This window comes from Roseibium sp. MMSF_3412, from assembly GCF_030733265.1.
Classification (GTDB): domain Bacteria; phylum Pseudomonadota; class Alphaproteobacteria; order Rhizobiales; family Stappiaceae; genus Roseibium.
In genome coordinates this window covers 14,310-26,392 of record NZ_JASHJI010000020.1, presented here as the reverse complement: position 1 = coordinate 26,392, position 12,083 = coordinate 14,310, and the positions used below count along the sequence as shown (strand labels likewise).

Annotated in this window: 11 protein-coding genes and 1 riboswitch; of the genes, 6 read left to right on the top strand and 5 right to left on the bottom strand. The window is 60.8% G+C overall.

From position 1 onward, the window contains the following. Window positions 1–36 precede the first annotated feature (36 nt). From RBB49_RS24875 to RBB49_RS24865, 3 genes are read right to left on the bottom strand one after another with little or no spacing between them, the layout of a single operon-like run. Window positions 37–1,083, bottom strand: a complete 1,047-nt coding sequence (locus tag RBB49_RS24875; protein WP_306145618.1) for a DctP family TRAP transporter solute-binding subunit — start codon at window positions 1,081–1,083, stop codon at window positions 37–39. A gap of 27 nt (window positions 1,084–1,110) precedes the next feature. Further along, window positions 1,111–2,397 (bottom strand): TRAP transporter large permease, encoded by a 1,287-nt coding sequence (locus RBB49_RS24870; RefSeq protein WP_306145617.1) that lies wholly within the window; start codon window positions 2,395–2,397, stop codon window positions 1,111–1,113. Next, the gene (locus RBB49_RS24865; RefSeq protein WP_306145616.1) at window positions 2,394–2,897 is read right to left on the bottom strand and encodes a TRAP transporter small permease; all 504 of its coding nucleotides are present in this window, start codon (window positions 2,895–2,897) and stop codon (window positions 2,394–2,396) included. The genes RBB49_RS24870 and RBB49_RS24865 overlap by 4 nt, the downstream gene beginning before the upstream one ends. A gap of 164 nt (window positions 2,898–3,061) precedes the next feature. On the opposite strand from RBB49_RS24865, the gene RBB49_RS24860 reads away from it, so the two are divergent. The 6 genes from RBB49_RS24860 (at window position 3,062) to RBB49_RS24835 (ending at window position 8,578) form a co-directional block, all read left to right on the top strand. Next, window positions 3,062–3,976, top strand: coding sequence for a MurR/RpiR family transcriptional regulator (locus tag RBB49_RS24860; protein WP_306145615.1), 915 nt, complete (start codon window positions 3,062–3,064; stop codon window positions 3,974–3,976). A gap of 246 nt (window positions 3,977–4,222) precedes the next feature. Beyond that, window positions 4,223–5,320, top strand: a complete 1,098-nt coding sequence (locus RBB49_RS24855; RefSeq protein WP_306145614.1) for an FAD-binding oxidoreductase — start codon at window positions 4,223–4,225, stop codon at window positions 5,318–5,320. A 148-nt stretch (window positions 5,321–5,468) separates the two neighbouring features. Continuing rightward, a riboswitch (cobalamin riboswitch) is annotated at window positions 5,469–5,696 on the top strand. A 201-nt stretch (window positions 5,697–5,897) separates the two neighbouring features. Continuing rightward, a complete protein-coding gene (locus tag RBB49_RS24850; protein ID WP_306145613.1) occupies window positions 5,898–6,035 on the top strand; it encodes a hypothetical protein in 138 nt (45 codons plus the stop codon). After that, entirely contained in the window at window positions 6,035–6,793 is a 759-nt protein-coding gene (locus RBB49_RS24845; RefSeq protein ID WP_306145612.1) for a metal ABC transporter ATP-binding protein, read from the top strand. Before RBB49_RS24850 ends, RBB49_RS24845 begins: the two co-directional genes overlap by 1 nt. After that, window positions 6,786–7,688, top strand: coding sequence for a metal ABC transporter permease (locus RBB49_RS24840; protein ID WP_306145611.1), 903 nt, complete (start codon window positions 6,786–6,788; stop codon window positions 7,686–7,688). The genes RBB49_RS24845 and RBB49_RS24840 overlap by 8 nt, the downstream gene beginning before the upstream one ends. After that, window positions 7,685–8,578, top strand: coding sequence for a metal ABC transporter solute-binding protein, Zn/Mn family (locus RBB49_RS24835; protein ID WP_306145610.1), 894 nt, complete (start codon window positions 7,685–7,687; stop codon window positions 8,576–8,578). The genes RBB49_RS24840 and RBB49_RS24835 overlap by 4 nt, the downstream gene beginning before the upstream one ends. Before the next feature lie 40 nt (window positions 8,579–8,618). Here the strand turns inward: RBB49_RS24835 and RBB49_RS24830 are convergent, their stop codons facing one another. Both RBB49_RS24830 and RBB49_RS24825 read right to left on the bottom strand, forming a co-directional pair. Then, a complete protein-coding gene (locus tag RBB49_RS24830) occupies window positions 8,619–10,820 on the bottom strand; it encodes a S8 family serine peptidase (RefSeq protein WP_306145609.1) in 2,202 nt (733 codons plus the stop codon). 43 nt (window positions 10,821–10,863) lie between these two features. After that, window positions 10,864–12,060 carry a phosphatase PAP2 family protein gene (locus RBB49_RS24825; protein WP_306145608.1) on the bottom strand — a complete coding sequence of 399 codons (1,197 nt, stop codon included), beginning with the start codon at window positions 12,058–12,060 and terminating at the stop codon, window positions 10,864–10,866. Window positions 12,061–12,083: the final 23 nt, after the last annotated feature.

The following is a 12,083-nucleotide window of genomic DNA, read 5'->3' as shown; positions in this document are numbered from 1 at the left end:
CCCCAAGCCAGGGAGGACCTTAGGTCATACTCTACGTCAGTTCAGGTAGCTGCTGCCGTTGGCAGCTTCCACTTCGCTTTTGAAGAGCGTGAGCAGTTCGGTCGCCTTGGCATCGAGGTTCTCGGCGACATGGGTCTCGAAAGCAGGCTGTGTCGCACCCGCCATGGCCTTGCGCTGATCGTCCGTCAGGGCGGTCACCTCGATCTTGTCCATGAGACCCGCAAGGCCCCGGTCGGACGCCTCGATGATGCGCGAGAGGCCACGGCTGGCAGCAACGCAGTTTTCTGCCGCAACGCGCAAGGTGTCCTGCTCCGCCTCGCTCAGGCCTTCAAAAAACGCGCGGTTGACCATGAAGGTATAGGGCGAGAACAGGTGGTTGGTCAGCGTCATGTACTTCTGGACCTCGGCGAAATTCGCGAAGGAAATGATCGGCACGGGGTTCATCTGTCCGTCGATCACGCCGGTCTGAAGGCCGGAATAAACCTCGCCCCAGCTCAGCGGATAGGCTTCCGCGCCCAGTGCCTGGACGATCTTCTGGTGCGAAGGCAGCGTCATTGTGCGGATGCGGATGCCGTTGAAGTCGTCGAGATCCGCGATTGGCCGCTGGGAATTGGTTACGGCGAAGAAGCCGCCCGTGTCCGGAAAGCCGAGCACGACGACATCGCCGAGCGTTTCCTCGATGTCTGCCGCCAGCGCTTCACCGAAGGGGCCGTCGAAAACGGAATAGGTGGATGCGTTGTTGGCGAAGGCGAAGGGAAGGTTCAGAACGTCGATGCGCGGATAGTAGCTGGCAAGCGCACCTGTTGACGTCAGGGTTGCCTGGATGACCCCGTTGCGCACCTGGTCGACATGCTCGGCGGCAGACCCGAGCTGGTTGGAGCCGAAGACCTCGACGGTCACGCTGCCATTGGTGTCGGCGGCAACGATGTTGGAGAACACCGCCGTGCAGGCGTGGGCCGGGTTTTCGAACGGGTCGGTCTTGTTGTCATGACCGAAGCGGATGACACCGCCCTCGGCCAGTGCGGTGGTTGCGGTCAGTGCGAGCACGGCGCCTGCAACGAACCCCTTCTTCAAAGTCTTCATGATTACCTCCTCAGTTGAAGACGTGGTCTATTGGGCAAATCCGAAGGCGCGCGGCAGAAACAGCGCCGCGTCCTCCCAGAATGCGAACAGGAACAGGATGGTGATTTCGGCGATCAGGAACGGCATCAGCTTGACCGCGATCCGCTCCAGCTTTTCCCCGGTGACGGAGGACAGGACGAACAGGCAGGCCCCGACCGGCGGTGTCATCAGGGAGATGTTCAGTGCCAGGACGAAAATGATGCCCGCATGGATCGGCTCCAGCCCGATCTGCTCGGTAAGCGGCACAAGAACGGGAGCCAGAATGATCAGGATGGCGGTGATGTCCATCACCATGCCCACGATCAGCAGGATCCCGATGATGATGGCGATGACCGCATAGGGATTTTCGGAGATGCCGAGGACCGTTCCGGCCAGCATCTGCGGAATGCGCTCAAAGCTCATCCACCAGCCGAGAATGCCGGCAAAGGCGATGATCACGAAAATGACGCCGGTAATCCGCGCCGTGCGCACGAGCATGGAATAGAAGTCGCGCATGTTCAGCGTCCGATAGACGAAGATCCCGATGAAAAGGGCATAGGCGACCGCGATCGATGCCGCTTCCGTCGGCGTGACGACGCCGCCGAGTATGCCGCCCAGAATGATGATCGGCATCAGGAGTGCGGTCAGCGACGACACGAACGTGTCCCAGACCTCGCGCAAGGTGGCGCCCCGGGCCGCCTTGGGAAGGTTCTCGCGTTTTCCGCCAATGACGATGACGCCCATGCAGACCAGACAGATGACGAGGCCGGGCAGGATGCCGGCCGCGAACAGGCCGCCAATGGAAACGCCCATGAGCGATCCGTAGACGACCATGAGACCAGATGGGGGAATGGTCGGGCCGATGATCGAACCTGCCGCGGTGACGGCGCAGGCGTAATCGCGTGAATAGCCTTCCTTTTCCATCGCCGGGACCAGCGTCCGGCCAAAGGCGGCGGCGTCTGCGGTTGCCGACCCGGTCAAACCTGCAAAGAAGACGGAGGCGAGCATGTTGGTATGGGCGAGGCCGCCGCGAAAGCGGCCGACCAGAACCTGCGCAAGTTTCACCAGCCGGTCAGTGATGCCGATACCGTTCATGATCTCGCCGGCCAGAATGAAGAATGGCATGGCGAGGAACGGAAAGATGTTCAGGCCATTGAAGATCTTGCTTGGCCCGATGGCCAGGAAGTTCGGCCCGCCGCCCATGTCGATCAGTCCGACGACGCCGGCAAGTCCGATGGCAAAACCGATCGGCATGCCGAACAGGATCAGGAGCACAAAAGTAACGGCGACAATCATGCCCGTGCCTCCGCAGATACGTCGAGCTGAAGACCCTGATCGCGCAAAAGGACCAGGACGAGCTGCACGATGGCAAGGAAGGCGGAGGCGGGAACGGCCCAGAAAAACGGTTCCAGTGTCGCGCCGAAGATCATGGCCTGCCGGGATGCGCCGCTCTGGGCAAAGCCGACACCGAACCAGAGCACATAGGCAAAAAGAGCGATCGCCAGCAGGTCGATCACGATGAGCACGCCGCGCCGCACAGTGAAAGGCAGCTTCATCAGGAAGGATGTCAGGCCGATATGCTCGCGGCGGGCGATGCCGGACGAGACCGCCAGCAGCGCTGCCCAGATCATCAGGTAGCGGGCGAGCGTTTCCGGCCAGGGCAATTGCCAGTGAAACCAGTAGCGGTCGATGACGCCGATCCAGACATCGATGACAAGCGCCAGCATCAGGACTGCGACGACCGCTTCGATCAGCCGGTTCAGCCTTCTGCCGATTCTTTCTGCCAGGATTTTCAAGTTCGCCCCTCCCGCATGAAACTCCGTTAGATAATTTCGCGGGATTGGGGAGTGAGTCAAGGTATTTTTGTCACTTAATTACAAAATTACCGTCTTCAACCAGTAAATAGGTGCGTTTATTGACCAAATTTTGTAACCGAGTTACAGAATGAGGGCGAGGTATCATGCAGGCACGATTGAAAATAGACGAGGGACTGGGACACGCGGCTGTCGACGTGATTTCCAATCTGAAGAAATCCGAGGGCCAGCTCTCGACCAGGGAACAGAAGGTTGCCGATTTCGTTTCAGCCAATCTGGAGCGCATCAGCGCCATGACGATTGCAGAAGTGGCGAAGGCGTGTGACGTCAGCACACCGACCGTGGTGCGGTTCTGTCGGACGATGGGTTGCGACGGGTTCCGCGAATTCAAGATCCGGCTGGCGCAGAACCTAGCGGTCAGCCTTCAATATCTCGATGTCGGCGATCGGCCGGAATCGGAGACGGTTTCCGGATTTCTCGATCAGGTGATCGGCGCTCTTTCCGCGTCCCTGAATGTCATGCGCAAACAACTCGACGGGGAGGTGTTCGAGACGGCAAAAGATCATATCGCCAAGGCGCGTACCGTGCTTGTCGGCGGCGTCGGCGGGGGCTCTTCCATGCTGGCGCAGGAGGCGTCCAACAGGCTGTTCCGTCTCGGCGTTGCGACAGTGGCGGTCTCTGACAGCTATCTCCTGCAGATGCGGGCGGCGACCCTTTCCAAGTCCGATGTCATCCTGCTGATCTCCTCCAGCGGTGAGGCGGATGAAATCGTCAGTGCCGCAGAAATCGCGGCGGGCTACGGTGCGGCCACACTGGCGATCACCAGGTCGGGCAGCACACTTGCGCGATCCGTCGATTGCGCCTTGCAGATCGATCTTCCGGAAGACCCGGATATCTACAAACCAACGGCATCGCGCTACGCCTATCTGGTCATCATCGACGCTCTTGCCATGGCGGTTGCCCAGCTGCGTTCCGACCACACAACGGAGAACCTGCGCCGTATCCGGGCTTCCCTCACGGCCTATCACGGGCGCACCGGACCACAGCCCCTGGGGGATTAGGCGAAGCTGCCGAACAGAGTCCGGTATTCAGCGCAAAACATTGATCTCAATGGGGAATGCCCGTCGTCCGCACTTAAAGCGCAACATGAACAGAACTTGCCCGTTCATGTGCTTTGTGAGCGGCTTAAACAAGTGATTCAAGATGTCGGCAAGCACATAACCGGTATGCGGACCAAGCGATAAATCGCCGCTTGCTTCCATGGCCGCGCCGGGTAATCTGCGGTACCAAACCGCAGGACTTCTTTCATGACAATACTCGTTGTCGGAGCCGGCATCTCCGGTCTTTCCACTGCCTGGGCGCTGACCAAGCGCGGTGTCCCGGTCACACTGCTCGAGCAGGGACCGATCCCGAACCCGCTCTCCGCGTCGGGCGACCAGCACCGGATCATTCGCCGCGCCTATGGCGGGCAGGGCGGGTATCAACGGCGGATCGGTGACGCCTATTCGGCGTGGGACGAGATGTGGGAAGACCTGGGCGAAAAGCATCTGGTGGACACCGGCTTCATGGTGATGTCCCAGTCCGAAGACGATGGCGGCGAAGACTACCGGAAGGGTCTCGTCGAAGGTGGCTATCCGTTTGAGGATCTGACGCCTGAAGAAACCGCTGCGCGGTTTCCCTTCGTTGATCCGGAAACGATCCGCTACGGGCTTGTCAGCGACGAAGGTGGCGTTCTCCTGTGCCAGAAAATCGCTTCGGATCTGCGCGACTGGTTGCGGGCACAGGGTGCGGATGTGCGTGAGAATGCGGAAGTCGCCGCCGTCGATGCCGCTGCCGGGTCCGTGACCCTTGCAGGCGGCGAGGGTCTGACAGGTGATCATGTGATCGTCACCGCAGGCGCCTGGACACTCGGTCTCTTTCCAAGGCTGGCAAAAAACCTGACGACCTATCGCACGGCCGTGGTCTATCTCACGCCTCCAGATGATCTTGCAGAGGCATGGGAGCGTTCACCCGCGATTCTTGATCCCGGTGGTCCCGTTGACGGCTACATTCTTCCTCCCGTCGCCGGGACCGGCCTCAAGTTCGGTGCCGGCATTCACAAATACAAGGCGCCGCCGAACCAGGATCGGGTGCCGAAAGCGGGAGAGGGGGAAACATTGCGCAACCACTTCTCACCACCGTTTTCACGGATCGAGGAATACCGTGTCGACGATGTTGTGACCTGCGCCTACACGTTCACGGCTGACGAGCACTTCTTCGCTGCGAGCGAGGACAAGGTAACCATCGTGTCGGCCTGTTCCGGACATGGATACAAGTTCGGCGCCGTCGTCGGACAAAAACTGGCTGAGGGTATTGTCTCGGGGCAGATGGCTTCGGCGCAGACGTGGCTGGAAGCGCGGGACTAGACGTGCAGCAGACGGGTCGGGGCCGCGAAGGGATCCAGTCCCTGATGCATCGTGTGTACTTGCCGCTGTCGTGGCTCCGGCCATGCCGGCCAGGTCTCCGGAGCCGATCCGTAAGCACAAATACGTGTTGATTATTTTTAGCTGAGAAAATAGTTTGCCAACTGATGGTTCTCGCAGAATGAAAACGGCTGCGAGATGAAAAGGGAACACGGTGAGGAAGAGCCTGAAGGGCGCTAAATCCGTGACTGCCCCCGCAACTGTGAGCGGTGAGCAACCCCGATGAACGCCACTGGGCCATGTTACACGAAGGCTCGGGAAGGTACGGGAAAGCTTGGACCCGCGAGTCAGGAGACCTGCCATCGCAACCTTAACTTATCCGGGCGGGGTGTCCCGGTGGGAGACGTCCATGCGCAAAACGGTTCCACCGTTCAAAGATATGGTTCTGCCAGATCCCCGTCCATACGGAGGGGGCGATGCGCCAAACCACTCGACCATCCCGATTGCGGGGACATCACGCCAGGGCTAGTTTCACGGCCCCGCTGACTTCAGTTGCCGCATCACGTCCGGGAGCGGGCTGATGGCGCGGCACATTTCCAGTGGCGAAATACCGAGGAGCCGGCTTTCCTGCCTGACCGAGATGAGCGTTGCGGCTCTCGCCGCAGGTGCGCTCGCATTTTCCGGCCTTCTCTGGCTTCTGATCTGGGCGGTGCTGTGATGGCGGCCGTCCTGGAACTCCGCAATCTGTCCCTGGGCTATCCGGACCTTACGCTGTTCAAGCATTTGTCGCTGGACATGAAGGCGGGAACGACGCTGGCGGTGCTTGGAGCAAACGGTTCGGGCAAGAGCACATTCGTCAAGATGCTGCTTGGCCTGATGGACCCGCTTGCCGGACGCCTTCACTGGCCCTCCGGCCGACCGGGTGAGATCGGCTACCTGGCGCAGTTGACGGAGTTTGACAGGCGGTTTCCGATCCGTGTTCGCGATCTCGTTGCAATGGGGGCCTGGCGCGGGTTTGACCTGTGGTCGGGTCTTGGCCGGGGCGGACGCAATCGCGTGGCGGCGGCTTTGGAAGAAGCCGGCATTCCCGATCTGGCGGACCGTTCGCTGCACACACTCTCAGGCGGGCAACTTCAACGGGCTCTCTTCGCCCGCGTCATATTGCAGGACGCCCCCCTGATCCTGCTGGATGAACCTTTTGCCGCGGTCGACCAGAGCACCGAGGCACATCTTCTGTCGATCATCAAGCGCTGGCGCGAGGAAAACCGCGCTGTGGTGCTGGTCGTTCATGACCTGTCCTCGGTTCTTGATCACTGCAGCCATGCGCTTCTGCTCGGCAACGGAGCGGCGACACATGGCTCCGTGGCGGAAGTCCTGACACCGGATCTGCTCGTGGCCCACGGGTACCTGTCGCAGAGCCAGGCGTCCTGGATGTTCAGAGGTTCCATTGAACAGAAGGGGCAGGCCCATGCTTGAGCTGTTCGCCGAGATGTGGAGCTTTGCCTTCATGCGACGCGCGTTCGTTGCGACGACCGTGCTGTCGGCTTCCGTTGCACCCATCGGGGCCTTTCTCGTGCTTCGCCGTCTGTCGCTGGCCGGCGAGGCGATGGCCCACGCGATCACGCCGGGGATCGTGATCGGGTTCGTCGCTGCGGGATTGTCGGTCATGTCGTTGCTCATCGGCGGGCTGGTTGCAGGCGTCGGCGTTGCCATTCTGACGGCCCTGCTTGCGCGCAAGACGATCCTGCGCAGTGACGCCAGCCTCGCCTCGCTCTATCTCATTGCCCTGGCCGCCGGTATCTTCATTCTGTCCGCAGCCGGGTCGGCAGTGCCGCTCAAGAGCTTCCTGTTCGGGTCGATCCTCGGGATCGACGACGCTTCCATGATGCTGGTCGGCGGCGTTGCAGCGGTGACACTTGTCGCCTTTGCCTTTCTCCTTCGGCCGCTCATCGTCAGTACCTGCGATCCCATATTTTTCGAATCCCAGACACGGCGGCCATGGCTCGTAGATCAGGGCTTCATGCTGCTTCTGGTTCTGAACCTGCTTGCCGCGTTCAAAACGCTCGGGACATTGATGGCCGTCGGCCTGATGATCCTGCCTGCGACCGCGGCGCGCTATTGGGCAAGTACGATTACAGGTCAGCTTGTGCTCGGATTTCTGTTTGCGCTTGCAAGCTGTTGGATCGGTCTGACCCTGTCGTATTTTTTCCCCGAGACACCGTCCGGTCCGGCGATCGTCCTGGTTGCCGGCGGCTTCTTTCTGATTTCGGCCCTGTTCGGGCCGCTCGGCTTCGGCGGCCGGTTGCGCAAACCGTCGCCGGGAGCAAAACCTTCTGTCGAACAATCCTATGCTGAAGAGAGGATCCAATGACCTTTTTGAAAACCCTGGCCGCAGGTCTGATGGCCTCATCGCTGATGGCAGCTGCATTGCCGGCCGCTGCGCATGAAGACGTCAAGATCGTCGCCAGTTTCTCGATCCTCGGGGATATGGTGGAACAAGTGGTCGGCGACCATGCCGAAGTCACAACCATCGTCGGACCGGATGCGGATGCGCATGTTTATCAGCCGTCGGTTGCCGATGCCCGCGCCGTTGCCGAAGCCGACATCATCTTCGTCAACGGCCTCGGCTTCGAGACCTGGTCCGACACGCTGATTTCGGAATCCGGCACCGAAGCCACCGTGCACATTGCCACCGAAGGCGTGACGCCGGTCATGGTGGACGGAGAGACCGACCCGCACGCCTGGAACTCCCTGTCGAACGGTGTGATCTATGTCCGCAACGTCGCCGATGCCATGTCCAGGGCCATTCCGGATCACGCCGACGACTTCAAGGCAAATGCCGAGGCTTACATCGCAAAGCTGGAAGCACTCGACAAGGAAACCCGCACGCGCCTGGCGGCGCTGCCGGAAGATCGCCGCACGGTCGTGACTGCCCACGATGCCTTCGGATACCTTGCCGACGCCTATGGGCTGACCTTCCTTGCTCCGGTCGGTATCGACACGGAAGCGGAGCCGTCCGCCCGTGATCTCGCCGCTCTCATCGCGCAGCTCAAGGAGCAGGGTGCGGCCGCATTGTTCGTGGAGAACATCACCAGCCCCGCGCTCGTGCAGCAGATCTCGGACGAGACGGGAATCGAGATCGGTGGCCGTCTTTACTCCGACGCCCTGTCAGAGCGCGGCGGACCTGCCACCAGCTACCTTGCCATGTTCCAGCATAATCTCGGCACGTTGCTGGACGCGCTCGGAAACAACAACAGCTGACGCTTCGCCGGAGTGGCGCTGCGTGCGCCGCTCCGGCCTGTTACCTGGACGAGCCCGGCCAGCGGGACTGTCCGAACAGGATCGGAAGCTCCAGCATCCGCCCGCCGCCGGAGCGCGTGTCAGGCGGTTTGGTGCTTCCGCCCGGAGGGTCCATCGCGCCGGCGGCGGCACGGACCTCTGCCGGTCCGGCCGCCTTGCCCATAGCGAGCTCATCGGCAATCCAGCGCGCCACCTGCGGTGCGGAAACGCTGGTGCCGGGCATCGCGACAAAGGAACCGCTCGCGGACCCGGCGCTCAACACACCCGGCATGACGATACTGTCATTACTTTGGGCGGACGCGTCCGGTCCGGTCTTGGCGGGGTTGTTGGTCGGTCCGGAAGCCGAATAAAGCGCGATCGGGCAGTCTTCTCTCGGGTCCGTATTGACGAAGCCGGAAATGACGACCGTCCTGTCACCGCTGGCAAAACCGCTCAACGTGCCGGCGCGCCGGACCAGCGCAGATGTCGCGAGCGGGTCATATCCCAGACGCCCGCCGATCAACGGCCGGTCTAGCGGATTGATTGGCAGACCCGGTTCGAAGAACTCAGCATAGAGCGGATCATCGAAATAGGACTGCCGTCCGAACACGGGATACCCGGGCAGCGTTTCGTCCCGAATGACCCAGGCTCTCGCGCCAACGTCACCGGATTTTTCCGGTGCTTCCAGGTGCATCTTCCACAAGCCTGACGGCGCGAACGGACCGACATCTTCCGGGCTGTCGGTCGCATAGAGCAACACGCCGAAATGACCGCGCTTGAACGGACCGACATTGGCGCCAAGGAAATAGACCAGCCCAAGCCTTTCGCCCTCTTCATTCAGCAACTCCTGCCAGGCAACAGGGTGGTGCGAGGGGACTTCAACCGGTTCGATCCCTCCCGGCCCGTCAACTGTCAGGGTGACGTAGTCATCGGCAACCGCTCCTTTCTCGTCCAGCCAGATCTGCAGGGCCGACAGACTGCGATCAGAGGGCTGGACGCGCCAGTCAAGCGACTTCTCGCGGGTGTGGCCGCTGTCGATTTCTATGCGCGCGTGGCAACGGCTTTCGTTTCCATTTCCGGCAGGTAGAACAAATTCGCATTTGATCTTGTCGTGTGACGCCTTGCTCAGAGCGCCGCCGATTTTCTTCTCGATGGCGCCGGTGCCGTCATGCGGGCCGGCGTAGTTCCCGAAACTGAAATTGATGACAAGCGGAGGGCGGACACCCTTGCGGCCCTTGATGCTGATCCGCTTATGACGGTCGAGAATGAAGAACAAGGCCTGTTCCAGCCAGGTCGCGAAGAGGCTGCCCGAGGGATCCTGAACATCCGACGTGCGCAGGTTGACCGCGATAATCGGCCGCTTTTCGGCGTCTGCGGGATCCGTTCCATCAGAGGGAAACCCTGCGGCCAGTCCCATAACGTGCGTTCCGTGCGACAGCCGGTGCGCGATCGGCGTGTGCCGGCGTTTGGACCAGTCAATCGCGCCTATGGATTGATAGAAGGCGGCGTCGTCGAGGACACCGTTATGCATGTTGCCGCCAAGTTGCTGGGTCAGTCCGTTCCCGGTCCAGACATTGCCGACCGTCGCCGGTTCAACATGTGGGGAGGGCGGCAAATCATCTGAGGGAACACCATCCATGTTCCAGAAGAACGCGACCCTGGATGTGCCGGCAGCAGCATCAAGCCCACGAAAGAGCTCGTGCCCGACAGCGATGCCATTGTCGATGACGGCCATGACAACCGAGCCTTCCGGCACCTCGAATTCCGTTGGTTGCGCGATGATGAAGGGGTCCGACTGGATGACGATGTCGTCCGGTCGAAAGGCGGGCCCGACTTCGAACCAGGCTATCCCGGTCTGGTTTGCCCGGGGGTCGAGCACATAGCGGTTGACCCGGTTCAGATAGTTCCGGCGCGCGTAGAAGGTGACAGTCTCCGGCGCCGCGACTTTCCGAAAGTCTTGCGAGTATTCCGGCGGTATCAGAAGAAAGTCTCCCGGGTCGTCTCCCAGCCCGAGGTGTCTGGCAAACTCCCAGATATCCAGAAGCGTATAGTTTTCATTCGTCTTCGGGTCGATCGCGGGTTGCACCACGATCAACCACCAGATGTCGTCCGCATCGGTTTTCAGATCCACCGAGATTGCGCGGCTCAGGGTGTTCAAGCGAAAGTCCGCTTCCGGATTGAGGACAATGTCGCCACTGCCAAATTCGTGCCAGGTAAAGACCATGGCAGCCTCCATCTCGTTCGGAATTTATCAAAAAAGGGTTGTCTTACCATTCCGCCTTGGCTTTGGTCCAAAGCCAGCCGAGGGGCAGAGACGGCGCGTCCGGAGCGGAATTCTGGAAGCCTGCTTCAGTCACCCAGGCAACGCCGGCCTTCAGCCCCGGCGGCGTGGAGGCAAAGTCGTAATATTGCCGCCAGTCGAAATCGAGGCCTTCCGCGGACCCGGACGCGTCCTTGAACAACGTTCCGTCGAACTTCCATCCCTTGTCCGGCGCAATCTGCATGGATCTTTTGACGAAATACTCGCCAAGATTAAGCCCGAGGACGGCTCCGGCTGCACTGTCGACCGGAAAATGGACACCTGCCACGGTCCGGTTGATCGCTATGCGCGCTGCCTGGCGCATCATCATCTCGCCCCAGAGCCCGCCGGAATAGGGCTCTGTTCCCGTATCCTGAAGCAACCGCCAGAGCACCTGCGCCATGCAGAAGGCTTCGGTGGCATGTCCACTCGGCAGGCTGCCATGGGTCGGTGTCCAGATCATCGGCTGGATCTGCGGAGACCATTCGACCGGACGTTTGCAGCCGAGCGCATATTTGACGCGCATTTCAACGTAGTTCGCGAGCCAGAGAGACATGCCCAGCAATTCCACGGTGAACGGCGTCCGGGCCGGATCGACAAAGGCGATGGAACGCAGGAACTCAAGAGGCGTTGCCAGCTGGGAGATGATTTCACCCGCCCGGTCGGCACGCAAGTCCGCGTAATTGGCGATCATCGTCAGCTGATCGGCAAAAATCTCCTGCGTCGGACGTTTCATCTCCATGAGCAGCTGGTACTTGGTTTCCGACGTGCCGTATTCGGTTTGCAAGTGATAGACATTCGCATCGCCGCCATCGAACTTGAAGCCGACGCGCGATCCGAGTTCCAGTGCAAAGATGCTTGAGCGCACACCCGCCGAAAGCCGTTCGAGATAAGCGGTGCTTTCCTGGCTTCCCGCATCGACATCACCTGGCGCAACAGGCTCAAAGCTGCCGGCAATGCCGTCGCGATTGGTGATCAGGGCCTGGACCAGCAGCGGCGGGTTCGCCGATGCGGATCCAAGGCTGCCAAGGCTTCCAAGGCTTCCCAGGCTGCCAAGGCTGCCCAAACTGCCGAGGCTTCCCAAACTCCCCAGACTTCCAAGGCTCCCGAGGCTTCCAAGACTTCCCAGGCTTCCTTCGGGTCCAAACCCTCCTGAATTCGCCATGCTGCGCTCCTTTCACCAATGCT

Coding starts and splice junctions, on each gene's coding strand:
- RBB49_RS24875 (WP_306145618.1), bottom strand. CDS start 1,083: ATGAAGACTTTGAAGAAGGGGTTCGTTGCAGGCGCCGTGCTCGCACTG.
- RBB49_RS24870 (WP_306145617.1), bottom strand. CDS start 2,397: ATGATTGTCGCCGTTACTTTTGTGCTCCTGATCCTGTTCGGCATGCCG.
- RBB49_RS24860 (WP_306145615.1), top strand. CDS start 3,062: ATGCAGGCACGATTGAAAATAGACGAGGGACTGGGACACGCGGCTGTC.
- RBB49_RS24855 (WP_306145614.1), top strand. CDS start 4,223: ATGACAATACTCGTTGTCGGAGCCGGCATCTCCGGTCTTTCCACTGCC.
- RBB49_RS24850 (WP_306145613.1), top strand. CDS start 5,898: ATGGCGCGGCACATTTCCAGTGGCGAAATACCGAGGAGCCGGCTTTCC.
- RBB49_RS24845 (WP_306145612.1), top strand. CDS start 6,035: ATGGCGGCCGTCCTGGAACTCCGCAATCTGTCCCTGGGCTATCCGGAC.
- RBB49_RS24840 (WP_306145611.1), top strand. CDS start 6,786: ATGCTTGAGCTGTTCGCCGAGATGTGGAGCTTTGCCTTCATGCGACGC.
- RBB49_RS24835 (WP_306145610.1), top strand. CDS start 7,685: ATGACCTTTTTGAAAACCCTGGCCGCAGGTCTGATGGCCTCATCGCTG.
- RBB49_RS24830 (WP_306145609.1), bottom strand. CDS start 10,820: ATGGTCTTTACCTGGCACGAATTTGGCAGTGGCGACATTGTCCTCAAT.
- RBB49_RS24825 (WP_306145608.1), bottom strand. CDS start 12,060: ATGGCGAATTCAGGAGGGTTTGGACCCGAAGGAAGCCTGGGAAGTCTT.